The sequence below is a fragment of the Pseudomonas sp. S2_F07 genome (assembly GCF_054668325.1).
Map to the genome: position 1 here is coordinate 3,979,318 of NZ_CP162758.1, position 25,553 is coordinate 4,004,870.

Consider the following 25,553-nt stretch of genomic DNA (forward strand, 5'->3'; position numbering starts at 1 on the left):
TGCTCCGTTGGGTTGAGTCAGATGAAATTGATTTCTTTGAGGTAGTCGCAGCCGCGACGCAGCAGCGCCGGGGACTTTTGCGGGTAGTGCGTGCCCATCAGCCGAACACCGGCCTGGGCGTTGTCGTGACCGATCATCGAGATGTCGCCGATGTCCTCCTCGAAGCCGTTGAGGTAGAACCCCAGCACGCCGTACAACGCGTTGTCGCTGTCGACCCGACCCAGTTGCTGCTGCCAGTCGGCAACGCTGACCATCGCGAATTCGCGCCCTGCTTCGCGGAAGGACGCCACGTAGTTGTCCCAGCTCAAGGGCTCGGGGTTGTGCAGGTTGAATACCGCTTGCTCCGGCTGATAACGACTGGCGTGGAAAGCGATGAATCGGGCGAGAAAGTCCACCGGCATCAAGTCGAAGTTCAAGGCGAACTCCGGCACCTGCCCCAGCTGGATCGAGCCCTTGAGCATCAGCATCAGGCGATTCTTGTGCGGCTGGCACACGCCCGTGAGGCTGTTGAAACTGATGTTGCCGGGGCGGTAGAGATTGACCCGCACCCCAAGCTCCCGCGCCCGTTCGAGGATCCGCTCGCCGACCCATTTGGACAGGTTGTAGCCGTTCTTGATGTAGATCGGTGGTGTGGGTGCAGCCGGCAACTCAAGCACTCGGCCGTCGGCGGATATCGTGCTGGAGGCCGAGAGCGTCGAGACGAAGTTGAAGATTTTTTTGCTGCGTCCTTCGCACAGGCGCAAACATTCGAAAATCGGCTCGACGTTGTCACGGGCCAGCGACTCGTAATCGAGGACGTGATTGACGTTCGCCGCGTTGTGCACCAGTGCGCCAAACTCCTGATCCAGTCGCTGGTAAACCTCAGCCGCCAAACCGAGTTCCGGCCGCGTGATGTCTGCCGCGTAAACCCGCACCCGGTTCATATCCAGATGCTCCAGACGGTTCTCCCGCAACGCCTGGGCAAAGCGCTCGTCCGCCGATTGCCCGTTGCCATCGCGAACCAGGCAAGCGACTTCGCTGGCACCCCAGGCCAGCAACGCATCGACGATGTGTACACCGACAAAACTGTTGGCACCGGTGACGATCACCTTGTGCACATCGCCCATGCGGCTGACGGGCAGCGGCTGAACATCCAGCTCGCGGAAGGCATCGCGCATGGCCTGTTCGCTCAGCACTTCTTCGCTGCCGGAACCCCGCACCAAAGTCGCCAGTTTCTCGAGAGTGGGGAGTTCGATGAAACGGTTTATCGAGATGCTGCGCCCGAACTCCTCGCGCAATCGCAGGAGCATGCGCGACAGCAGGATCGAGTGCCCGCCCAGATTGAAGAAGCTTTCGTCGGTGGAAATATCGCTCGCCGGGAGCTCCAGCAACTCGGCCCAGATATCCAACAGCAGGGCCTCATCGGCGCTGGCGGGCAGACGTCGTGGAGAGTGCTCGGTGACGTTGAGCGCCAGCTCCAGAAGCGCCTTGCGGTCAACCTTGCCATTACTTGCATAGGGCATGGCTGTCAGCTCGGTCCATGCAAGGGGGCGCATGTAGTCCGGCAGGAGTTGTGTCGCGTGGGCCTTCAACTGGCGAACGCTATCGGGCTGGTCGTCCCGGGGCTGGGCAACGAAAGCCAGTATCCGTCGCTGGCTATCGATGACCACGGCAACCTGGCGGTACAACTGGCTGTCGCGCAGGCAGCGCTCAATCTCTTGCGGCTCGACCCGGAAGCCGCGAATCTTCACCTGATGATCACGCCGACCGCACAGCTCGATCCCTTCAGCCGTCCACTTTGCCATGTCTCCGGTGCGATAGACACGCAACCTCCGGCCATCAGGCAAGTTCAAGTGCAGATAGCGTTCAGCGGTTTGCTGCGGGTTGTTCAGGTAACCCAGGCACACACCCGGGCCGGCGATGTACAACTCACCAACGGTCTGTTCGGCCACGGGGTGAAAGTCGTCATCGAGAATCAACACCTGGCTGTTGGCGATTGGAGCGCCCAGAGAACGGTTGCTGTCGCCTGCCTGGAGTTTGCGCGCGGTAATCAGCACCGTGGCTTCGGTGGGCCCGTAGAGGTTGTAGAGCTTGCCCTGGCGGCTCAGTTGTTCGATGACCCACGGCTCGCAGACATCGCCGCCGGTCATCACATGATCCAGGCACTGCAATTGTTCCAGCGGGAGGATGCTCAACAAGGCCGGCGGTAAAAAGGCGTGGCTCAGTTGCCGATGACGAATCAGCTCCACCAGTTGCAGCGGATCGCGGCGTTGGTCATCGCCGGGCACGATCATCTCGGCGCCTTGCAACAGGGTGGGGAAGATGTCGATCAGCGATGAGTCGAATCCCAACGAAGAAAACTGTAATACCCGGCTCTGGCGGGTCAGCTGCACATAGTCGGCGTACCAGTGGGTGAAGTGCGCAAGGTTGGCCTGGCTGAGCAACACGCCCTTCGGATGACCGGTGGTACCCGAGGTGTAGAGCGCCATGCAAGGCGCATCGAGGTCGGGGCGTTGGCGCATCAAGGGTTGAGTGAGGTCTGCGTCATGGGCGTCGATTCTGCTGATGTCCAGCCCTGGCATCTCGTACGCCAGGGGATGCTCACCGTCATGCAGCAACAACACCGCGCCGGCATTCGACAGGATGTACTGCTGACGTTGCAACGGATGGCCCGGCTCCAGCGGCAAGTACACCGCGCCGCTGCCCAGGATCGCCAGGATTCCCGCATACAGCGCGCTGCATTTAGGTAAGCAGATCCCGATGACGACCGGGCCTTGATGCTGCTCCAGAAGCGGTCGCAGACGTTGCTCGATGGCGCGGCTGTGGGCGTGCAACTGGCGATAGTCGAGGGTGTCGCCGTCGATGCTCAAGGCCGGATGGTCGGCGCTCTGGATGCATTGCTGTTCCAGGCTTTCGATCATCGGCGTTAACGCGAGTTGCTGCAGTCTTGGGTCAGCGGTGGCATTGAGCCGATGCACGAACGTGAGGCTTTCCAGGAACCGCAGGCTCTCGATGCGCTCGAAGCGGGCAGATACGGCGGGTTCGACGAACCGAAAATAGTCGGCATCGCGCGAGTAGCGGCTGACCAGCAGCGCCACATGGTCAACCAGTGCTGTCATGGCCTGCATACGCAACGCCTGGCCGTTACCCGACGGTTCATCGGCGATGGGTGCGCGGCTCAGCAGTGTTGAACCATGCCAGCACAGTACGTCCAGCGATGGCAGGCCGGACGCCTGCGGCAGGCGAAGGCCCAACTGCAATGTCAGGCGTGGCGCCTGACAGGTGAACTCAAGCGACGTGCCATCGTCGATCAGTAGATCCGCAGGCCCCGGCATTTCGTCGAGTGCGGATATCCGCGTCAGTGAGTGACCGTGTTGTTCGAGTTCCAATGCCAGGTCGGTCAGGGCCTGGCTTTTTCCGGTGAGCAAGATGTCGAGACGTCTCATGATGGGCTCCTCGTCAAACCAGGTAGGCGCTGAGGGCGGTTTGTACGCACAGCGAATCGAGCAGCGAACTGCTGTGGAAAAACCGCACAATGTTGGCCACCAGCGGGTGATGGCGATTGATCGGGAAGGCCAGTGCAGACACTTCGTTCTTGAGGGCGTGACGCGTCGCGTCGTTGATCTGCAGTGCGTCGATCAAGCGGAAGTCGAAGGATTTCTGGATGTCGTTGGTCAGGTAATGAGCAATGAACACCGGCAGGATCTGCGCGATGCACTGGCGGTCTTCTGCACTTGCGGCATGCCAGTAGATGCGTACCAGCCGCGCCCAAAAACCGGAATGGCGCCCCTCATCGAGCAAGTGATCGGCCATCAGGCCCTTGATCGATTGCTTGACCGTGTCGTCCTTGGCGAACGCGGCGACATCACCGGTCACCGTGTTTTCGGCGATGGCCACACAGATCAGTTCTACGGCGCTGCGCAGGTGCTCCGGAGCGAGTGCCACGGCCACCGGTATCGCCCGGCTCAGCTCGATTTCATCCGGCAATTCAATGGGGGGGATGCCGGTCATGGCGATGGTCTGTTGCATGAAATCCATCGCCACCAGCGCGTGGTAATCCTCGTCCACCACCACAGTCATGGCGTCGTAGCGGCAGGCGAACGGAAACTCGACCGCAAAACGATTCTTGGCAATGCTGCGGGCGGTTCTGTCGACGATCTCGGTTTCGAAAATCACCACATCGCTGATGAACTTGTAGAGGGGCTGTACCAGGGCGAAGTCGCGCTGTTCCGGGCATTCGCGCAGAAAGGTTTCGCTTAACGCCAACGGTTGGCGGCTCAAGGGGTAGATCAGTTTGTCGTCGTTCTCCAGCACGCGGCGCGGGCGGGTGCGGATGGTCGCGCGGCTCTCCCAGGCGTCGGCGAAGGATTGGTAGTCGGCGGCGTTCATGCGTTCACCTCCACGACGTATTCGTTCATGCTCAGGCGCAACCCGTCCCACAGGGCGATACGACTTTCCACGGCAGCGATGGCGCTCGCATACACGTCTTCCTGCCGTTGCGGGTCGCTATCGACCAGTCGTGACAGGAGCTTTTCCGCTGCCGGGCCGTGGTCCTCGGAATCGACCTCAATGTGCCGTTCGAGGTAGTACCGGAAAGTCGGCGCTTGCTCGATGCCGATGCCCCAATCGTCGAGGATGCGCTGGAACATCTGCGGGATAACGCTCTCGCGACCGTGCAGAAACGCTGCGGCCACACTATGACCCGGCGCATGCAGTGCGGTGTGAAGCGTATGACGGACGAAATTGGCGGCCGCCGGATCGATCTTGACGCTCTGCAAGGCCATGTCGTAGTTCACGCCTTCTTGCTGCAGGGCCACGAAACGCTCGATGGCAACGGTGCAGGCGCCGACCTCGCGCATTGCATCCAGGTACAACTCGAAGTGGCTGTAGTGACCCAGAGCCGGGCGATCATCCGACTCCTCACCCAGTACGATCTCGTTGATCAACCGCGCGGCCTGGGGATCCTGCGGTGGAAGCCAGGGCAGTCGCACGCAGGTCAGCTCCTGTTGCAGGCGCTTGGTCAGCGACATGAAGTCCCATACGGCAAACACGTGGGTTTCCATGAAGCGTCGCAGGACCGGCAGCGAATGTATTTCAGAGAAGATCGGGTGTTTGCCAAGTTCTGATTTTTTTTGAAACAGACGTTCTTTAGTTGGTTTCATGGATGAGCCTGTAAATGATCCTTGGTGAGAAGTCATCAAGCACTGAAGTTCGTTGGAAGTTTTTTCCTGGCGAACGGGTACCTCAAACTAATTGATTTTTTTCAGTGCCATGGATGCCAAGTGGGTTAGGCGTTGCAGCCGTTTGTGGCTGGCGACGAAGAAAAACTAATACACATATAAAGTGTTGATCAAGTTGTTTTGTTGTTATTTCAATATTCAACTTTTTCGAGAATGACAAGTTCCAATAAAACTATTTAGGTTGGTTTTATTTTGGCGTAGTTACTCCTTCCGGCTTATATGAGTCAGAATTGAATAAAGAGTGAATGCCTCACTCGAAGTAACTTTTTACGGGCGTCGTTGGGAATGTCTGAGGGGGTGGAAGCGGGTCGCGAGCGATGCCGATCCTTCCGTTCCCGTGATGAGGCTCCTTCCTTCGCTTCTGGGGGCAGGGGTTGCTCCATTCGAACGGAGCGTCACCCGTTTTTTGTCCTGGTTATCCAGAGTGGGCGTAAATCGAGGTGGCCGCCATTACTGAGGCATCACGCAAATGTTGCAATGGTCGGGTTTCAAGGCGGCGAGGCGTTGCGGCGCGGTATGGCGCTGCAAGGGCGGCGTGGTATGGGGGAAGGGGATTTGTAATCAAATTATTCGCGGAGCATTTGGAGGGATGCGCGGCAAGCGGGGTGAACCCTTCGGTACGCTCCCCCGGGCTTGCCGCCGAGGGTTACTTCGACCTGTTCCTGGCCTGGACTTCAGGGCTGTTGAGGTAGCGCGTAATGACCTCGACCCCTCGGTTCAGGTGATGTTCGAGCAGCTTCACGGAGCGTTCGACGTCCCGCTCTGCAGCAGCCTGCAACAGTGCCTTGTGGTCATCCTGGGACAGTTTGCCCAGGCCCATGGCTTCCAGGTTGAAGCGCAGGAACCGCTCTTCTTCGTTCAGGCCGTCTTCGACCAGTTTCAACAGCCGGCGATTCGGCGCCTGGCTGTAAAGCGTCATGTGGAACAAGCGATTGAGCCGACCGATTTCGGTGTAGTCGCTTTCCGTTTCCAGTTCGTCGATGTAGCGGGCAGCCTCTTCGAGATCTTCTTCGCGAAGCAGTGGCACCGAGAGACGCAGGGCTTCGGATTCCAGCAGGATGCGCAGCGCGTAGGTTTCCACGGCATCGCCCTGGACCAGCGGCGCGACCACGGCACCCTTGTGGGCAACCACGTTGAGCAACGACTGTGCTTCGAGTTGGCGCAAGGCTTCGCGTACGGGCATGCGGCTGACGCCGAACAGGTCGGCGAGGTCTTGCTGGCGCAGGGCCGCACCGCAAGGAATGCGCCCGTCGAGTATGGCCGCGCGCAGGGTTTCTTCGATCACCGAGCGTGCCATGTGTGCGGGAATCGGCCCGTTGACCTTGATACGGCTGAGAGGGTTGGGCTTTTGTGTCACTAAACGCACCCTGATTGATGGAATATTTTTGGATCCAAATGACACTAGTAACTGACTGACTGCTTGTCAAACAGGCTCTCGAGTGCCTTTCTTGCAGTTTAGCGCGCCGCCAGTGATCTCACCGTGCCATTGTCTTTTTCCGGGCTAACCTTCACCATTCGAACGATTCCCTCCTGCCTATCCAGGATGCCTCGCATTGGCGGCAAGTTTAACGATCCCCCGGGTTTTACGCTGGCTGTGCAGCGCATTGCTGCTGACTGGCGTAATGCTGGGCAGCTTGAGCGCCGATTGGGATTTTTCCCTGATCAGCCGGCGGGCGCAGGCATTGTACGGACCTTTGGGAGAAGGTCAGCAACGCATTAATGATTGGCAATACTTATTGACTAGCCAGAAGCAGATCGGCGAGCTGGAACAACTCAATGTAGTCAATCACTTCTTCAACCAGCAGCTGCGATACGTCGAAGACATCGATCTGTGGCATGAAGTCGACTACTGGGAAACCCCGATCCAAGCCCTCTGGAAAGGCGCGGGCGACTGTGAAGACTACGCTATCGCCAAGTACTTCAGCCTGCGGCACCTCGGTGTAGCCAGTGAAAAGCTGCGTATCACCTATGTCAAGGCGCTGACCCAGAACCGTGCGCACATGGTACTGACTTACTACGCGAGCCCGGAAGCCGAGCCCCTGGTACTCGACAGCCTGATTGATGCAATCAAGCCGGCAGGCCAACGGAAGGATTTGCTGCCGGTCTACTCTTTCAATGCCGAAGGGATGTGGTTGCCGGGTGCCAAGGGCAATAAAAAGGTCGGCGATACCAAACGCCTTTCGCGTTGGCAGGATGTGTTGAAAAAAATGCAGGCCGAAGGATTCCCGGTCGAGACGACTAACTAGGAGCACGTGCTCAGATGTCTTTGTTCAAACAGCTGTTGATTGCTATCTGTCTGTTCCTGGTGGTCGCCTTCACCGGCAGTTTCATGGTCAGTCTGGAGAGCTCGCGTACTCAGTACGTCAACCAGTTGCGCTCCCATGCCCAGGACGCCGCGACGGCGCTGGCGCTGTCCCTGACACCGAACATCGACGACCCGGCGATGGTTGAGTTGCTGGTCAGCTCGATTTTCGACAGCGGTTACTACGCGAGTATCCGCGTGGTCGATCTGAAGACCGACCAGACCCTGGTCGAGCGTACGGGTATTCCGGCGGTCAACAATGTTCCGGACTGGTTCGTCAAACTGATCGGCCTTGAACCCGCCGGTGGTGATGCGATCGTCAGCCGTGGCTGGGAACAGGCTGCCCGGGTCGAGGTGGTCAGCCACCCGATGTTCGCGCTGGCCAAGTTGTGGCAAAGTGCTTTGGGTAGCCTGGGCTGGTTGCTGCTGTGTGGCGCGGTCAGTGCGGTACTCGGCGCGCTGTTGCTGCGTCAGCAATTGAGACCGCTGGATTACATGGTCAAGCAATCCCACGCCATCGCCCGGCGGGAATTCCTCAGCCTGCCGGAACTGCCGCGTACCCCAGAACTTCGCCGGGTAGTGCAGGCCATGAACCAGATGGTCGAAAAGCTCAAGGCGCTGTTCCAGGAGCAGGCCGAACGCAGTGAAAAACTGCGGGTCGAGTCCTATCAGGACTCGTTGACCGGGTTGGCCAATCGGCGATATTTCGAGATGCAACTGAATGCGCGGGTAAGCAACCCGGAGCAGGCCAGTTCCGGTTATCTGCTGCTTTTGCGGGTCAAGGATCTGGCCGGTCTCAACCAGCGACTCGGTGGCCAGCGCACCGATGAAGTGCTTAAGGCCGTCGGTGAGCAACTGTCTCGTGAGTGCGCCAAATACCCGGAAACCCAGAACCTGGTCACCCGTATCCGTGGCGGCGAATTTGCCGTACTGGCACCGGGGCTGGTGCGCGCGGAAGCGCTGCAATTGGCACAGAACCTCGACAGTGCCCTGGCCAGTCTTCACGCGACCGGCGCCACCGATGTGGCTGCCGTGGCGTCTATCGGCCTGGCGCCTTTTGCTCATGGCGACTCGCCGCAAACCGTTCTCAGCCTTGGCGACCAGGCGCTGGCGCAGGCCGAAGGCCAGGGCGAGCAGAACTGGGCCTGTATCGAGCACAGTCTCGCGGCCAGTGTCGGCGACGATCACCACGCCTGGCACCGGATGCTCGACCAGGCGCTGACACAGCGGCGTTTCGAGCTGTATTTCCAACCGGTAGTGGCCGCCCAGGACACGCAACTGGTGCTGCACTACAAAGTGTTGTCGCGACTGCTCGACGAACACGGCCAGACCATCCCCGCCGGGCGTTTTCTGCCCTGGCTGGAGCGCTTCGGCTGGACTGCACGTCTGGATCGGCTGATGCTCGAGCGGGTGCTGGAGCAAATGAGCGGGCATGAGGAGTCGCTGGCGCTGAACCTGTCGTCGGCTACCCTGGCCGACCCGCAGGCGCAAAACAAAATCTTCGAGATACTGCGCGCGCACTCCAACCTCGGCCCGCGCCTGACCCTGGAAATTGGCGAAGAGCAACTGCCTGACCAGGCGGTGCTGGAGCAACTGACCCGGCGCCTGCGCGAACTCGGGTTCTCCCTGAGCCTGCAACGTTTTGGTGGCCGCTTCAGCATGATCGGCAACCTGGCTCGGTTGGGGCTGGCTTACCTGAAAATCGATGGCAGCTACATTCGGTCGATTGACGAGGAGAGCGACAAACGCCTGTTCATCGAAGCGATCCAGCGAGCGGCGCACAGCATTGATCTGCCGCTGATTGCCGAGCGGGTCGAGACTGAAGGCGAGTTGTCGGTGATTCGCGAGATGGGGTTATACGGTGTACAGGGCCAGTTGTTCGGCGAGCCCAAGCCCTGGGGTTGATGTGATCGCTCCCACGCCGTGCGTGGGAATGATCGCAGGGGCGCGTCAGATCAGCCCGGTCTCTTCATCATCGATCAATTGGCTCAAGCCACCCAAGGCTTCACGGGCCTGGTTTCGGTCCATGAGCTTGGCCTGGGCCGCCGTCGGCAGGTCGGTGACGCGGATCACGCCTTTCTGGGTCAGCACCTGAATCAAGTCGTCGAGTACCCGGATCATTTCCAGGTCACTTTGCTTGAGCTGTTTGAGGCTGTTCTCCACAGCCGCGTTGGCAAACCAGGCCTGAATCTCATGATTGTCGGCCGCCAGCGTTTCCGTGGCCTCGGCGTAGGCGGCGGGTTCCACGCGTATCAACAGGCCCTGCGCATCGCGTTGCACGTAAAACATTGAGCATCCCTCGGAATGGAACCAGCGTCGTGCTGTCAGCAGCATAGGTCAACTGCACGCCAGTATGTGGCGCCGCGACGAAATCGTCACCGGGCAGTGGACGCAATCGTGACGACCGCCCCATAGGGGGCGGCCGTTTCCGTGCATCAGCTGTTGTTGTGATCGATTTTGATGGTCGGGTCGCTACCGGCAATCAGGTTGTGCAGGTTAGCGCTCGACCAATTGTTGCCTTCCAGCTTGATCGTCACGTCCGGCGTGGCGGCTGCGGCGTTGCCCGAGTTGAACTGGCCGGCCGAGCTGACTTGCAACGACGACACGCCATCGACGGTGCTGATCTTCAGGAAGTTGTCGATGGTGCTGCCGGTTTCGCCCTGCAACAGATCACGCAGGTCGATCCGGTCGCCTTCGCTGGCCTTGAAGTCCTTGATCACGTCGTTGCCGGTATCGCCCGCTTTCCAGACGAAGGTATCACCGCCGGAACCACCGATCAGGATGTCGCTGCCCTGTCCGCCCATCAACGTGTCGTTACCGGTGCCGCCGAGCAGGATGTCATTGCCCTTGCCACCGTCGAGGTTGTCGTTGCCGCCCGAGCCGAACAGGATGTCATTGCCGGCACCGCCCAGCAGGGTGTCGTTGCCGTCATGGGCACCGGACAGATCGAACGCGTTGTAATGCTCGGTGATGTATTGGTGCACATTACTGGTGGTGACTTTGCTGACTTCCACGCCGGATTGCTGCGCCACGAAGGCTTGCATGGCCTGGTAACCCTCGCCGGCAATGCCGTTGAAGCTCACCAGGTCGCCGAACAGGATGTCGTTGCCTTCGCCACCGCTGACGGTGTCGTGACCCGGCATCGTCGCTTCGGTGTGGCCGATGATCGAGTTGGCCAGATCCTTCGGATCGATGTTGGTTTGTGGCAATTGATTCGAGTCATACGGCTTCAGGTCGTTGAGGCTCACGCCGTTGTTGAGGCCAATAGCCTCGACATTCGACAGGTTGCTTAGCAGTGCAAAGCTGCCGGTGGAGTTGCTGGTGGTGTCCCAGTCAGTGCTGCTGCCGTCGCCGTCACGCCCCGAGAACTCGTAGGTGCCGTCACCCTGGGCATGCAGATAGCCGAAGTCCTTGGATGACCAGCTACTTCCGTTGCCGTTGCCGTTGCCATTTCCGTTATTGCCGTTGCTGCTCTTGGTCCAGACCGTCACTTGGCCCGAGGCGGAAATGTCGATCTGGTGCGTGCTGTCGGGGAACAGGCTGATCGCTTTACCCAACTGATAGTTACTGGTGGTGACCAGGCTATCGAGCGTTGTGCTGCCATACAGGGTCGGGTTGGTCGACTCGCCGCTCTGGTAGTAAGTCGGCTTGCCGTCAGTAATGAAATACGTGAGGTTCTTCGCCCCGGTGTTGGCCACGGCGTCCGCACTCTGGAACCAGTTGGCCGTGGTTTTGAATACGTCCTCGTAGTTGGTGCCGCCGCCGGACGACATCGAGTCCAGAGTCGCCTTCAACTGAGTCAGCGCATTCGAGTCATTGAGGTTCACCGACACCGACTTGTTGACCTGGGTGTCGAAGTCCACCAGGAAGATGTTCACCGTACCCGAGTTGCTGCCCAGGCTTTGCTTGAGGGTGTTGAACACCGACGTCAGCGAGTCCTTGGCCGAGCTGATCGACGACGAACTCATACTGCCGGAGCTGTCGACCATGAACGCGATGTTGTAGTTGGTGCCTGGCACCACGGTCAGGCCGCCGATGTCGGCGACGATGATGTCATTGCCGTCGGTGCCGGTGACGGTGTCATTGGCCGCGGTGGCGGTGACAGCGTTGTAGGCCGCCGGGTACACGGTCACGGGGATCTGCGAAGTGCTGCTGGCCGAACCACCCAGGGCCTCGGTGGAAGTCGAGGTCACGGTCAGGTTGAACTGGCCGTTGTAGTACGGTGGCGCGGTGACGGTCAGAGAGCCGAGGTTCCAGCCTGTCACATTGGCCTCGCCATTGGACGCGGTGACCGTGAAGGTATGTCCCGCGCCGTCGGTGAGCACCGAGCCGACCGGCATGCCGCTGATCTTCAGGCTCAGGCTTTCCGAGCCGTCGGTGTCGGTCAGCGCGGTGGTGATGGCGGACAGTTTCACACTGGTGCCTTCGGCGCCGGTATTGAGTTTGTAACCGTCGTAGTAGCCTTCGCCATTGGTGCCGTGCAAGTCGGACACGGTCACGCCGGCATTCACCAGGTCCGGGACGCCGGTGTAAATCGGTACGCCGGCACTGCTCAGGTCGATCGGCGTGCTGCCATTGACCGACAGGTTGACGTCATAGCTGCCCGGGCCACTCTGGTTGTGGTGGTAGATGTCCAGGGTGTAGTAGCCGCTGGTGGTCGGGGTGTACGAACCGTTGAGGTTGCCGCCCGCACCCCAGGTGATCGCAGCGACGTTCTTGCCGCCGATGGTCACCAGCAGGCTGTCATCGCCAATACCGCTGAAAGTGTAGGTCTTGCCGGCTTCGAGGTAGATCAGGCCGGAAGTTTTCGACGCCGTACCGGCGGTTACGCTACCGTCGGACTGCACGTTGGTCACGGTGCCTTTGGAGTTCGCCGTGCCAGCGGCGTCGATCACGTTTTTCAGCGTGGTCGAGTCCGCGCCATTGCCGCTGGTGCCCAGGCCCGACAGACCGGTCCAGACTTCCTTGATCAACCCGGTGGACCTTACGCTGTTGTCGGCAACGCTCAGGGTCGGGGCATCCGCCACTGGAGTGATGTCGATCTTGATCGTGCCGGTGTTGCCCAGCGTCTGGCCGTCGGTTGGCTGGAACTGGAGTTGCGCGTAGTCAGCCTTTTGGTCACCAGTGCCAGGGCCGTAACCGTCCACGCCCGACTCGTTAGCATCCGGCATGAAGCGAAGTTTGCCCGCGTCGATATCAGTCTTGCTGAACGTCTGGTTGGCGGCGACATCTTTCCAGGTCGAACCGTCCAGGTACTGCAGTTTGCCCTCGCCCGGCAGCTGGGTGATTTTCACGCCCAGGTTGGTGGCCGGACTGTCGATGTCGCTGACGCCGAAGGTCGACCAGCCGAGGATCAGCGGCGTGTCTTCGGTGCCGGTGACGTTGACCGGTGCTGCGACCGGTGCGTCATTGACCGCCACCACGTTGACCGTGGTGGTCGCGGTGTTGGAGTAGTTGCTGCCATCGGTCACCGTCACAGTGATGATGCGCGGCACGGTGCTCGGATCTTCACTGTTGTTGGTAAAGGTGATGTTTTTGATCTGCTGCATGTAGTCGGCCAGCGTCGCGTTACCTGACAGGGTCAGGGTGACGGTGCCGTTGGTGCTGTTGGCATTGATGGTAATGCCGTTGACGCTGTTGCCCAGGTTCAGGGCATCGCCGTCCTGACGGTTGGTCAGCACGATGGTCGCGCCGGTCAGCAGGGTGCTGTCCGGGTCGGTGATGCTCAGGTCGGTATCGCCAATCGACACGCCAGGGCCGGCAGTGTTTTCGGTGAACGTCACCTTGTAATCGGCTCCGGTGGCGCCGCTGGAGTTGTTGGCATCGAGGTCCAGTGCTGGCGGTGCGTCGTTGTCGATGATCGAAGTGCCGACGCTGCCGTTGGACGTGCTGATCTCCAGGTTCTCGAAGTTGCCTCCGGTGGCCGAGTCGATCTTGACCACGAAGTTTTCGGTGCTTTCGGTGATCCGGTCATCGATGGTCGAAATGTCGAACGGCACGCTGCTGGCATTCGCCGGGATCTTGACTGTCGTCACACCGGTGAAGTCCACACCATTGGCTGCGGTACCGGAGTAGGTCAGGGTTACGGTCACTTCACCGTGAGCCGGGTTGGTCAGCGCAAGGGTGTAATGTGCGGCCTGACCCTCGACGACAGATGTATCACCCGAGATGCTGATGGTGGTGACGTCACCGGTGTTGGCTGGCGTATTTGGCGTACCCGAACCTGCTTCGTCGGTGACGGCAGTGGTGAACTGGTCCTTGCCCAGGGTCAACTTCTCGAAATTGTCAGCGCCGCTGACCGATTCCAGTTTGTTTACGATGGACGGCTGGCCGCCGGTGTAGACGTCATCCTTGGCAATGATGGTGGCGGAACCGGTCGCGGTATTGGCTGGGACGGTGACTTTGGTGCCATCGGAGAGGGTGAACTCCAACGGGCCGTGGTTATTGACCGGCAGACCGGCCGCGTTGGTCAGGGTCACGGTGTAGGTGACCTGGCCGCCTTCGGCGACGGTGGACTTGTCGGCGGTCAAAGTGGCAATCACTTCGCTGACGGTGTCGGTGATGGCCACGTTGGCCGCGGTGCCGTCGATCACCAGGTTTTCGAAGGTCTGGCCGTCGACGCTGGCCGAACCGACGGTCAGGCTCAGGTTACTTGGGTCGCTGTAGACGTCGTCGCCCTGCACCGGTGCGGTGTAGATGGCCGACAATTTGCCCGCTTCAATGGTGACGGTGTCGCCATTGCTCAAGGTGACCTTGAGGTCGTGATCGAGTTTCTGGTCGACCTTGACGGTGAAGGTCGGCGCGAGGTTTTCCTGTACGCCGCCATTGCCTTCGATGCTGACGGTGACCTTGTCGCCCTGGCCTGATGGCTCATCGGTGACGGTGGTTGCGACCTCGGTCTGACTCAGGGTCAGTTTTTCGAAGTTGTCAGCACCGCTGACCGATTCCAGTTTGTTGACGATCGGCGCCTGGCCGCCGGTGAAGACGTCGTCGGCAGCGGCGATGGTCGCCGTGCCAGTCGCGGTATTGGCCGCGACGGTGATCTTGGTGCCATCGGAGAGGGTGAACTCCAACGGGCCGTGGTTATTGATCGGCAGACCGGCCGCGTTGGTCAGGGTCACGGTGTAGGTGACCTGGCCGCCTTCGGCGACGGTGGACTTGTCGGCGGTCAAAGTGGCAATCACTTCGCTGACGGTGTCAGTGATGGCCACATTGGCCGCGGTGCCGTCGATCACCAGGTTTTCGAAGGCCTTGCCGTCGACGCTGGCCGAGCCGACGGTCAGGCTCAGGTTACTTGGGTCGCTGTAGACGTCGTCGCCCTGCACCGGTGCGGTGTAGATGGCCGACAATTTGCCCGCTTCAATGGTGACGGTGTCGCCATTGCTCAAGGTGACCTTGAGGTCGTGATCGAGTTTCTGGTCGACCTTGACGGTGAAGGTCGGCGCGAGGTTTTCCTGTACATCGCCGTTGCTGGCGATGCTCACCGTGACCTTGTCGCCCTGATTGTCGGTCGGGGTGCCCGAACCGGGTTCGTCGGTGACCGTGGTTGCGACCTCGGTCTGACTCAGGGTCAGTTTTTCGAAGTTATCCGCGCCGGTAACCGATTCCAGTTTGTTAACGATCGGCGCTTGGCCGCCGGTGAAGACGTCGTCGGCAGCGGCGATGGTCGCCGTGCCAGTCGCGGTATTGGCTGGGACGGTGATTTTGGTGCCATCGGAGAGGGTGAACTCCAACGGGCCGTGGTTATTGATCGGCAGACCGGCCGCGTTGGTCAGGGTCACGGTGTAGGTGACCTGGCCGCCTTCGGCGACGGTGGACTTGTCGGCGGTCAAAGTGGCAATCACTTCGCTGACGGTGTCGGTGATGGCCACGTTGGCCGCGGTGCCGTCGATCACCAGGTTTTCGAAGGTCTGGCCGTCGACACTGGCCGAACCGACGGTCAGGCTCAGGTTACTTGGGTCGTTGTAGACGTCGTCACCCTGCACCGGTGCGGTGTAGATGGCTGACAATTTGCCCGCTTCAATGGTGATGGTGTCGCCGTTGCTCAAGGTGACCTTGAGGTCGTGATCGAGTTTCTGGTCGACCTTGACGGTGAAGGTCGGCGCGAGGTTTTCCTGTACGCCGCCATTGCCTTCGATGCTGACGGTGACCTTGTCGCCCTGGCCTGATGGCTCATCGGTGACGGTGGTTGCGACCTCGGTCTGACTCAGGGTCAGTTTTTCGAAGTTATCCGCGCCAGTAACGCTCTCGAGCTTGTTGACGATCGGCGCCTGGCCGCCGGTGAAGACGTCGTCGGCAGCGGCGATGGTCGCCGTGCCAGTCGCGGTATTGGCCGCGACGGTGATCTTGGTGCCATCGGAGAGGGTGAATTCCAACGGGCCATGGTTATTAATTGGCAGACCCGCCGCGTTGGTCAGGGTCACGGTGTAGGTGACCTGGCCGCCTTCAGCCACGGTGGACTTGTCGGCGGTCAAAGTGGCAATCACTTCGCTGACGGTGTCAGTGATGGCCACATTGGCCGCGGTGCCGTCGATCACCAGGTTTTCGAAGGCCTTGCCGTCGACGCTGGCCGAGCCGACGGTCAGGCTCAGGTTACTTGGGTCGCTGTAGACGTCGTCGCCCTGCACCGGTGCGGTGTAGATGGCCGACAATTTGCCCGCTTCAATGGTGACGGTGTCGCCATTGCTCAAGGTGACCTTGAGGTCGTGATCGAGTTTCTGGTCGACCTTGACGGTGAAGGTCGGCGCGAGGTTTTCCTGTACATCGCCGTTGCTGGCGATGCTCACCGTGACCTTGTCGCCCTGATTGTCGGTCGGGGTGCCCGAACCGGGTTCGTCGGTGACCGTGGTTGCGACCTCGGTCTGACTCAGGGTCAGTTTTTCGAAGTTATCCGCGCCGGTAACCGATTCCAGTTTGTTAACGATCGGCGCTTGGCCGCCGGTGAAGACGTCGTCGGCAGCGGCGATGGTCGCCGTGCCAGTCGCGGTATTGGCTGGGACGGTGATTTTGGTGCCATCGGAGAGGGTGAACTCCAACGGGCCGTGGTTATTGATCGGCAGACCGGCCGCGTTGGTCAGGGTCACGGTGTAGGTGACCTGGCCGCCTTCGGCGACGGTGGACTTGTCGGCGGTCAAAGTGGCAATCACTTCGCTGACGGTGTCGGTGATGGCCACGTTGGCCGCGGTGCCGTCGATCACCAGGTTTTCGAAGGTCTGGCCGTCGACACTGGCCGAACCGACGGTCAGGCTCAGGTTACTTGGGTCGTTGTAGACGTCGTCACCCTGCACCGGTGCGGTGTAGATGGCTGACAATTTGCCCGCTTCAATGGTGATGGTGTCGCCGTTGCTCAAGGTGACCTTGAGGTCGTGATCGAGTTTCTGGTCGACCTTGACGGTGAAGGTCGGCGCGAGGTTTTCCTGTACGCCGCCATTGCCTTCGATGCTGACGGTGACCTTGTCGCCCTGGCCTGATGGCTCATCGGTGACGGTGGTTGCGACCTCGGTCTGACTCAGGGTCAGTTTTTCGAAGTTATCCGCGCCAGTAACGCTCTCGAGCTTGTTGACGATCGGCGCCTGGCCGCCGGTGAAGACGTCGTCGGCAGCGGCGATGGTCGCCGTGCCAGTCGCGGTATTGGCCGCGACGGTGATCTTGGTGCCATCGGAGAGGGTGAATTCCAACGGGCCATGGTTATTAATTGGCAGACCCGCCGCGTTGGTCAGGGTCACGGTGTAGGTGACCTGGCCGCCTTCAGCCACGGTGGACTTGTCGGCGGTCAAAGTGGCAATCACTTCGCTGACGGTGTCAGTGATGGCCACATTGGCCGCGGTGCCGTCGATCACCAGGTTTTCGAAGGCCTTGCCGTCGACGCTGGCCGAGCCGACGGTCAGGCTCAGGTTACTTGGGTCGCTGTAGACGTCGTCGCCCTGCACCGGTGCGGTGTAGATGGCCGACAATTTGCCCGCTTCAATGGTGACGGTGTCGCCATTGCTCAAGGTGACCTTGAGGTCGTGATCGAGTTTCTGGTCGACCTTGACGGTGAAGGTCGGCGCGAGGTTTTCCTGTACATCGCCGTTGCTGGCGATGCTCACCGTGACCTTGTCGCCCTGATTGTCGGTCGGGGTGCCCGAACCGGGTTCGTCGGTGACCGTGGTTGCGACCTCGGTCTGACTCAGGGTCAGTTTTTCGAAGTTATCCGCGCCGGTAACCGATTCCAGTTTGTTAACGATCGGCGCTTGGCCGCCGGTGAAGACGTCGTCGGCAGCGGCGATGGTCGCCGTGCCAGTCGCGGTATTGGCTGGGACGGTGATTTTGGTGCCATCGGAGAGGGTGAACTCCAACGGGCCGTGGTTATTGATCGGCAGACCGGCCGCGTTGGTCAGGGTCACGGTGTAGGTGACCTGGCCGCCTTCGGCGACGGTGGACTTGTCGGCGGTCAAAGTGGCAATCACTTCGCTGACGGTGTCGGTGATGGCCACATTGGCCGCGGTACCGTCGATCACCAGGTTTTCGAAGGCCTTGCCGTCGACGCTGGCCGAGCCGACGGTCAGGCTCAGGTTACTCGGGTCGTTGTAGACGTCGTCGCCCTGCACCGGTGCGGTGTAGATGGCCGACAATTTGCCCGCTTCAATGGTGACGGTGTCGCCATTGCTCAAGGTGACCTTGAGGTCGTGATCGAGTTTCTGGTCGACCTTGACGGTGAAGGTCGGGGCGAGGTTTTCCTGTACGCCGCCATTGCCTTCGATGCTGACGGTGACCTTGTCGCCCTGGCCTGATGGCTCATCGGTGACGGTGGTGTCGACTGTGGTCTGACTCAGGGTCAGTTTTTCGAAGTTATCCGCGCCAGTAACGCTCTCGAGCTTGTTGACGATCGGCGCCTGGCCGCCGGTGAAGACGTCGTCGGCAGCGGCGATGGTTGCCGTGCCAGTCGCGGTATTGGCCGGGACGGTGATCTTGGTGCCGTCGGTCAGGGTGAATGTGAGTTCACCGTGATTGTTCAACGGCAGACCGGCCGCGTTGGTCAGGGTCACGGTGTAGGTGACCTGGCCGCCTTCGGCGACGGTGGACTTGTCGGCGGTCAGGGTGGCGATCACTTCGCTGACGGTGTCGGTGATGGCCACATTGGCTGCGGTGCCGTCGATCACCAGATTTTCGAAGGTCTGGCCGTCGACGCTGGCCGAGCCGACGGTCAGGCTCAGGTTACTTGGGTCGTTGTAGACGTCGTCACCCTGCACCGGTGCGGTGTAGATGGCTGACAATTTGCCCGCTTCAATGGTGACGGTGTCGCCGTTGCTCAAGGTGACTTTGAGGTCGTGATCGAGTTTCTGGTCGACCTTGACGGTGAAGGTCGGCGCGAGGTTTTCCTGTACGCCGCCATTGCCTTCGATGCTGACGGTGACCTTGTCGCCCTGGCCCGATGGCTCATCGGTGACGCTGGTGTCGACTGTGGTCTGACTCAGGGTCAGTTTTTCGAAGTTATCCGCGCCAGTAACGCTCTCGAGCTTGTTGACGATCGGCGCCTGGCCGCCGGTGAAGACGTCGTCGGCAGCGGCGATGGTTGCCGTGCCAGTCGCGGTATTGGCCGCGACGGTGATCTTGGTGCCATCGGAGAGGGTGAATTCCAACGGGCCATGGTTATTAATTGGCAGACCCGCCGCGTTGCTCAGGGTCACGGTGTAGGTGACCTGGCCGCCTTCGGCGACGGTGGACTTGTCGGCGGTCAGGGTGGCGATCACTTCGCTGACGGTGTCGGTGATGGCCACATTGGCCGCGGTACCGTCGATCACCAGGTTTTCGAAGGCCTTGCCGTCGACGCTGGCCGAGCCGACGGTCAGGCTCAGGTTACTCGGGTCGTTGTAGACGTCGTCGCCCTGCACCGGTGCGGTGTAGATGGCCGACAATTTGCCCGCTTCAATGGTGACGGTGTCGCCATTGCTCAAGGTGACCTTGAGGTCGTGATCGAGTTTCTGGTCGACCTTGACGGTGAAGGTCGGGGCGAGGTTTTCCTGTACGCCGCCATTGCCTTCGATGCTGACGGTGACCTTGTCGCCCTGGCCTGATGGCTCATCGGTGACGGTGGTTGCGACCTCGGTCTGACTCAGGGTCAGTTTTTCGAAGTTGTCAGCACCGCTGACCGATTCCAGTTTGTTGACGATCGGCGCTTGGCCACCGGTGAACACGTCGTCGGCAGCGGCGATGGTCGCCGTGCCAGTCGCGGTATTGGCCGGGACGGTGATCTTGGTGCCGTCGGTCAGGGTGAATGTGAGTTCACCGTGATTGTTCAACGGCAGACCGGCCGCGTTGGTCAGGGTCACGGTGTAGGTGACCTGGCCGCCTTCGGCGACGGTGGACTTGTCGGCGGTCAGGGTGGCGATCACTTCGCTGACGGTGTCGGTGATGGCCACATTGGCTGCGGTGCCGTCGATCACCAGATTTTCGAAGGTCTGGCCGTCGACGCTGGCCGAGCCGACGGTCAGGCTCAGGTTACTTGGGTCGTTGTAGACGTCGTCACCCTGCACCGGTGCGGTGTAGATGGCTGACAATTTGCCCGCTTCAATGGTGACGGTGTCGCCGTTGCTCAAGGTGACTTTGAGGTCGTGATCGAGTTTCTGGTCGACCTTGACGGTGAAGGTCGGCGCGAGGTTTTCCTGTACGCCGCCATTGCCTTCGATGCTGACGGTGACCTTGTCGCCCTGGCCTGATGGCTCATCGGTGACGGTGGTTGCGACCTCGGTCTGACTCAGGGTCAGTTTTTCGAAGTTGTCAGCACCGCTGACCGATTCCAGTTTGTTGACGATCGGCGCCTGGCCGCCGGTGAAGACGTCGTCGGCAGCGGCGATGGTTGCAGAGCCGGAGGTCCCGTTCGCTGGAACAGTTACCTTCGTACCGTCGGAGAGGGTGAACTCCAACGGGCCGTGGTTATTGATCGGCAGACCGGCCGCGTTGGTCAGGGTCACGGTGTAGGTGACCTGGCCGCCTTCAGCCACGGTGGACTTGTCGGCGGTCAAAGTGGCAATGACTTCGCTGACGGTGTCAGTGATGGCCACATTGGCCGCGGTACCGTCGATCACCAGGTTTTCGAAGGCCTTGCCGTCGACGCTGGCCGAGCCGACGGTCAGGCTCAGGTTACTTGGGTCGCTGTAGACGTCGTCGCCCTGCACCGGTGCGGTGTAGATGGCCGACAATTTGCCCGCTTCAATGGTGACGGTGTCGCCGTTGCTCAGGGTGACCTTGAGGTCGTGATCGAGTTTCTGGTCAACCTTGACGGTGAAGGTCGGCGCGAGGTTTTCCTGCACACCGCCATTGCCTTCGATGCTGACGGTGACCTTGTCGCCCTGGCCTGATGGCTCATCGGTGACCGTGGTTGCGACCTCGGTCTGACTCAGGGTCAGTTTTTCGAAGTTGTCTGCGCCAGTAACGCTCTCGAGCTTGTTGACGATCGGTGCCTGGCCGCCGCTGAATACGTCATCGGCAGCAGTGATGGTTGCAGAGCCGGAGGTCCCGTTCGCTGGAACAGTTACCTTCGTACCGTCGGAGAGGGTGAAAGTGAGTTCACCGTGATTGTTCAGCGGCAGACCGGCTGCGTTGGTCAGGGTCACGGTGTAAGTCACCGAACCGCCTTCAGCCACGGTGGACTTGTCGGCGGTCAGGGTAGCGATCACTTCGCTGACGGTGTCGTTGATAGCAACCGATGCTGGACCACTAATGACCAGATTCTCAAACGTCTTACCGGCAACGCTAGCATCAGCGATACCCAGCGAGGCGCTGCCGCCATCCTTGTAGACGTCATCACCTTGCGCCGGCAATGCATAGCCAACTTGAGTTGCGCCTGCGGCGATGACCACCGTCTGGCCGTTGCTGAGTGTCACCGTCAGGTCGTGATCCAGCTTCTGGTCGAGTTTGATGGTGAAAGTCGGTGCCTGGTTCTCCAGCACCGGACCAGCGCTTTCGATGGTAACGGTGACCGTGTCATTCACATCGGAAATCGTGGTGACTGCTGGAGTGTTGTTGAGCACCAGGTTTTCGAAGTTGCCACCGGTGGTACCAGTGATGGTGGTGCTGACGGTGCTGCCGTTGACATAAACGTCGTTGGCCGCCGTCGGCACGTTGACGCTGCCGCTGGTCTGGCCCGCTTCGATGGTGATGACCGAGCCGTTGCTCAAGGTCACGCTCATCGGTGTGCCGGCCGGATTGCTCAGGGTGGCGGTGTAGGTGATCTGGCCACCTTCGGTGATGTTGCCGGTAGCCGTGAGGGTCAGCCCGGTGGTGTCCACGGAATCGGTGATGGTGGTCACGGCCGGGGTGGTGTTGGGCACCAGGTTTTCGAAGTTGCCGCCGGTGGTACCAGTGATGGTGGTGCTGACGGTGCTGCCGTTGACATAAACGTCGTTGGCCGCCGTCGGCACGTTGACGCTGCCGCTGGTCTGGCCCGCTTCGATGGTGATGACCGAGCCGTTGCTCAAGGTTACGGTCATCGGCGTGCCGGCCGGATTGCTCAGGGTGGCGGTGTAGGTGATCTGGCCACCTTCGGTGATGTTGCCGGTAGCCGTGAGGGTCAGCCCGGTGGTGTCCACGGAATCGGTGATGGTGGTCACGGCCGGGGTGTTGTTGAGCACCAGGTTTTCGAAGTTGCCACCGGTGGTACCAGTGATGGTGGTGCTGACGGTGCTGCCGTTGACATAAACGTCGTTGGCCGCCGTCGGTACGTTGACGCTGCCGCTGGTCTGACCCGCTTCGATGGTGATGACCGAGCCGTTGCTCAAGGTCACGCTCATCGGTGTGCCGGCCGGATTGCTCAGGGTGGCGGTGTAGGTGATCTGGCCGCCTTCGGTGATGTTGCCGGTGGCGGTGAGGGTCAGCCCGGTGGTGTCCACGGAATCGGTGATGGTGGTCACGGCCGGGGTAGTGTTGGGCACCAGGTTTTCGAAGTTGCCGCCGGTGGTACCAGTGATGGTGGTGCTGACGGTGCTGCCGTTGACATAAACGTCATTGGCCGCCGTCGGCACGTTCACGCTGCCGCTGGTCTGACCCGCTTCGATGGTGATGACCGAGCCGTTGCTCAAGGTTACGGTCATCGGCGTGCCGGCCGGATTGCTCAGGGTGGCGGTGTAGGTGATCTGACCGCCTTCGGTGATGTTGCCGGTGGCGGTGAGGGTCAGCCCGGTGTTGTCCACGGAGTCGGTGATGGTGGTCACGGCCGGGGTGGTGTTGGGCACCAGGTTTTCGAAGTTGCCACCGGTGGTACCAGTGATGGTGGTGCTGACGGTGCTGCCGTTGACATAAACGTCGTTGGCCGCCGTCGGCACGTTGACGCTGCCGCTGGTCTGGCCCGCTTCGATGGTGATGACCGAGCCGTTGGACAGAGTGACGGTTACTGGCGTCTGCGCCGGGTTGGTCAGTGTCGCGGTGTAGGTAATCTGACCGCCTTCGGTGACGGTATTGCCGGCCGTCAGGGTGACTGTGGTGGCGTCGACGGTATCGGTGATCTGGGTCACGGCCGGGGTAGTCGGCGTCGTTACTGTGATGCCGTTGCCGCCGCTGGTGCCGGTGACAGTTACTTCGATCTGGGTCGCGTCATTATAGACAGTGTCGTTCGCAGCCAATGGCACGTTGACGGTGCCGGTGGTCGAGCCTGCGGGAATCACGATCACGGCGCCGTTGGACAAGGTAACGGTCAGGTCGCTCAGCGGTGCCTGGGTCAGGGTCGCGGTGTACACCAGCACGCCACCGGCCTCGGTGATGGTCGGCGTGGCACTGAGGCTGAGGACTGATTCACTCGGGGTATCGGTATCGGTATCGGTGTTGGTATTGAAATTGGCGTTGGCATTGGTGGTCTGGCCACCCGGGATTTCCAGGGTCGTTTGCCCGGCAGAGTTGATACCCGCGGTCGGGAAGCCAATGGTCGGGTCGACGCGGCCAGCCGTAGCATCGAGCATCACGAAGCTGTGACCGCCACCGGCGGCACCACCAGAACCCGACGCCGTCGGACCCGCAGCGGTGGCTTCAAGGTCTTTGGTCGGGTCGGCACCGGCGATAATGGCTTGTTGCAGCTCTTCAACGGACGGCGCCGCCTGCGCGGTGGCGGCTGCCAGATCAGTGCCTGAGTCCGGGGCGTCAGCGCTCCACTGGGTGTCACGGCCCAGATCCAGGGTGCGGCCATCGGCCAGCTCCAGGGACACGGCACCGGAAAGGCCAGTGTCGATCTGATCGCCGGCAAACAGCTTGTCGCCTTCAACGAGAACGCGGCGGATGCCCTCGGGGGACACCACGAAAACCTGACCGACAATGCTTTTGACGATGGCAACAACACTGCTCATTGAAGACTCTCCGGGGTGTCACGTTCAGTTGACTTCCATAGACCTGATGGCATCTGCGCCGACCAGACTGGACGTACATTGCAAAATAGATGCACAAGTTTGACGCATCAACTCGTCAATAATTTGGCTATATTTTTTCGCTATTAACTTTATGCCAAACTATTGACCTTCTGGATCCCATCCTAAACAATCGTCCCAGTAATGTCACATTGATATTTAAGCTGTGACCTGTCCTCGGTATGTGATCCAGTTCCGCTTTTGAACTTTCCGACATACGGTCATTTCGCTTGCCATCTTCCGACACAGCGCGTTCTTTTGCTGTGATTCAAGACAAGAAGTCCTGGGAAATTCCTACAATGCGTTCGCCTTTGTTCATGGCTCTACCTTTCGTCCTTTCCGCGTCATTCATCCAGGCGCAATCCTTACCAGAAGCCATGCAACAAGCGCTGGATGTCCATCCGGAGGTCCAGGCGGGCGTCAACAGCCGATTGGCAGCGGACTATCAGTTGAAAGCTGCGAAGGGGGGTACTTGCCACGGGTCGACCTGCTGGGCGGTTATGGTCGTGAAGGCACCGATAGCGTGACGACGCGAGATGGCAGCAACAATCACTTCGAAACCCTGAATCGCAGTGAGTCAAGTTTGCGACTGACCCAAATGGTCTTTGACGGTTTTGCGACGTCCAGCGAAGTCGGGCGTCAACAAGCCACCGTCAACTCCCGCGCCTACTCGCTGCTGAGTACCTCCGAGCGTACCGGGCTGACCGTGGCCCAGGTCTATCTCGACGTACTGACTCGCCGCGAATTCGTGCGCCTGGCCGAGGAAAACCTCAAGAGCCACCAACGCATTTACGACCAGATCCAGTTGCGCACCCAGCGTGGCGTCGGCAGCGGCGCCGACCTCGATCAGGCCGAGGCGCGGATGGCCCAGGCGCGCAACAACCTGATCACCGAGCAGACCAACCTGGCTGACGCCGAAACCAACTACCTCTCCGCTGTCGGCCAGATGCCGGATCAACTGGAGCGCCCGGCGAGTTTCATGGCGCTGATGCCGGCAAACCTGAATGAAGCCCGTGCACAGATGCTGGAAAACAGCCCGATCCTGCGCTCGGCCGAATCCGATATCGCCGCTGCCGAGAAGCAATACGACACGGCCAAGTCGACTTTCTACCCGCGCTTCGATGCTGAGTTGGGTCGCTCCGCGGACAACGACATTGATGGTCAGAACGGCCACAACAACGAATGGCAAGCCATGTTGCGCATGCGCTTCAACCTGTATGCCGGCGGCAGCAACAAGGCCGATCTGGAATCCAAGTCCTACCTGTCCAACCAGGCGCTGGACATCCGCAACAACGCCCTGCGCCAATTGAACGAAGAGCTGGGCCTGGCCTGGAACGCCCTGAACAATGCCAACGCGCAGGTGCCGATCGCCCAGCAATACGTCGATCACAGCACTGCCGTGCGTATCGCTTACCAGCGTCAGTTCAGCCTCGGCGAGCGTACCCTGCTCGATTTGCTCGACAGTGAGAACGAACTGTTTTCCTCCTCTCGCCGTCTGGCGGAGATCAAGAACATTCAGTTATTTACTCAGTACCGAATCAAGGCGACCATGGGCGAGTTGCTCAAGAGCCAGGGAGTGGTCGCACCATTGGCATCCGTTGTGCAGAACGACGTGAAGCCCAAGGTCCAATTGCCCGGTATGAATTGAGCAGGACCTTCGTT

Annotated in this window: 8 protein-coding genes and 1 pseudogene; 3 read left to right on the plus strand and 6 right to left on the minus strand. The window is 60.3% G+C overall.

The genetic code is table 11. The features are described from left to right. Positions 1 to 17 precede the first annotated feature (17 nt). The 4 genes from AB4O40_RS18155 to AB4O40_RS18170 all read right to left on the minus strand — a co-directional run bounded on the left by AB4O40_RS18155 (position 18) and on the right by AB4O40_RS18170 (position 6,576). Positions 18 to 3,425 (minus strand): non-ribosomal peptide synthetase, encoded by a 3,408-nt coding sequence (locus AB4O40_RS18155; protein WP_056727023.1) that lies wholly within the window; start codon positions 3,423 to 3,425, stop codon positions 18 to 20. 13 nt (positions 3,426 to 3,438) lie between these two features. After that, a complete protein-coding gene (locus AB4O40_RS18160) occupies positions 3,439 to 4,368 on the minus strand; it encodes a diiron oxygenase (RefSeq protein ID WP_460053729.1) in 930 nt (309 codons plus the stop codon). Next, on the minus strand, positions 4,365 to 5,141 hold the full coding sequence (locus AB4O40_RS18165; RefSeq protein WP_056727021.1) for a DUF3050 domain-containing protein: 777 nt from the start codon (positions 5,139 to 5,141) through the stop codon (positions 4,365 to 4,367). The genes AB4O40_RS18160 and AB4O40_RS18165 overlap by 4 nt, the downstream gene beginning before the upstream one ends. Before the next feature lie 724 nt (positions 5,142 to 5,865). Next, entirely contained in the window at positions 5,866 to 6,576 is a 711-nt protein-coding gene (locus AB4O40_RS18170) for a GntR family transcriptional regulator (RefSeq protein ID WP_056727020.1), read from the minus strand. 196 nt (positions 6,577 to 6,772) lie between these two features. On the opposite strand from AB4O40_RS18170, the gene lapG reads away from it, so the two are divergent. Together lapG and lapD are read left to right on the plus strand one after the other, a co-directional pair. After that, positions 6,773 to 7,465 carry a cysteine protease LapG gene (lapG, locus tag AB4O40_RS18175; RefSeq protein WP_056727019.1) on the plus strand — a complete coding sequence of 231 codons (693 nt, stop codon included), beginning with the start codon at positions 6,773 to 6,775 and terminating at the stop codon, positions 7,463 to 7,465. A 14-nt stretch (positions 7,466 to 7,479) separates the two neighbouring features. Beyond that, positions 7,480 to 9,426, plus strand: coding sequence for a cyclic di-GMP receptor LapD (gene lapD, locus AB4O40_RS18180; RefSeq protein WP_056727018.1), 1,947 nt, complete (start codon positions 7,480 to 7,482; stop codon positions 9,424 to 9,426). A gap of 45 nt (positions 9,427 to 9,471) precedes the next feature. Here lapD and AB4O40_RS18185 read toward each other — a convergent pair whose 3' ends face one another. Together AB4O40_RS18185 and AB4O40_RS18190 are read right to left on the minus strand one after the other, a co-directional pair. Continuing rightward, on the minus strand, positions 9,472 to 9,810 hold the full coding sequence (locus AB4O40_RS18185; RefSeq protein WP_056727017.1) for a hypothetical protein: 339 nt from the start codon (positions 9,808 to 9,810) through the stop codon (positions 9,472 to 9,474). A 146-nt stretch (positions 9,811 to 9,956) separates the two neighbouring features. Continuing rightward, positions 9,957 to 23,834: a retention module-containing protein gene (locus AB4O40_RS18190; protein WP_460053726.1), complete on the minus strand. Its 13,878-nt coding sequence runs from the start codon at positions 23,832 to 23,834 to the stop codon at positions 9,957 to 9,959. A 356-nt stretch (positions 23,835 to 24,190) separates the two neighbouring features. On the opposite strand from AB4O40_RS18190, the pseudogene AB4O40_RS18195 reads away from it, so the two are divergent. Continuing rightward, a pseudogene (locus tag AB4O40_RS18195) lies at positions 24,191 to 25,539 on the plus strand (TolC family outer membrane protein). The last annotated feature ends 14 nt before the right edge of the window (positions 25,540 to 25,553 follow it).

Coding starts and splice junctions, on each gene's coding strand:
- AB4O40_RS18155 (WP_056727023.1), bottom strand. CDS start 3,425: ATGAGACGTCTCGACATCTTGCTCACCGGAAAAAGCCAGGCCCTGACC.
- AB4O40_RS18160 (WP_460053729.1), bottom strand. CDS start 4,368: ATGAACGCCGCCGACTACCAATCCTTCGCCGACGCCTGGGAGAGCCGC.
- AB4O40_RS18165 (WP_056727021.1), bottom strand. CDS start 5,141: ATGAAACCAACTAAAGAACGTCTGTTTCAAAAAAAATCAGAACTTGGC.
- lapD (WP_056727018.1), top strand. CDS start 7,480: ATGTCTTTGTTCAAACAGCTGTTGATTGCTATCTGTCTGTTCCTGGTG.
- AB4O40_RS18185 (WP_056727017.1), bottom strand. CDS start 9,810: ATGTTTTACGTGCAACGCGATGCGCAGGGCCTGTTGATACGCGTGGAA.
- AB4O40_RS18190 (WP_460053726.1), bottom strand. CDS start 23,834: ATGAGCAGTGTTGTTGCCATCGTCAAAAGCATTGTCGGTCAGGTTTTC.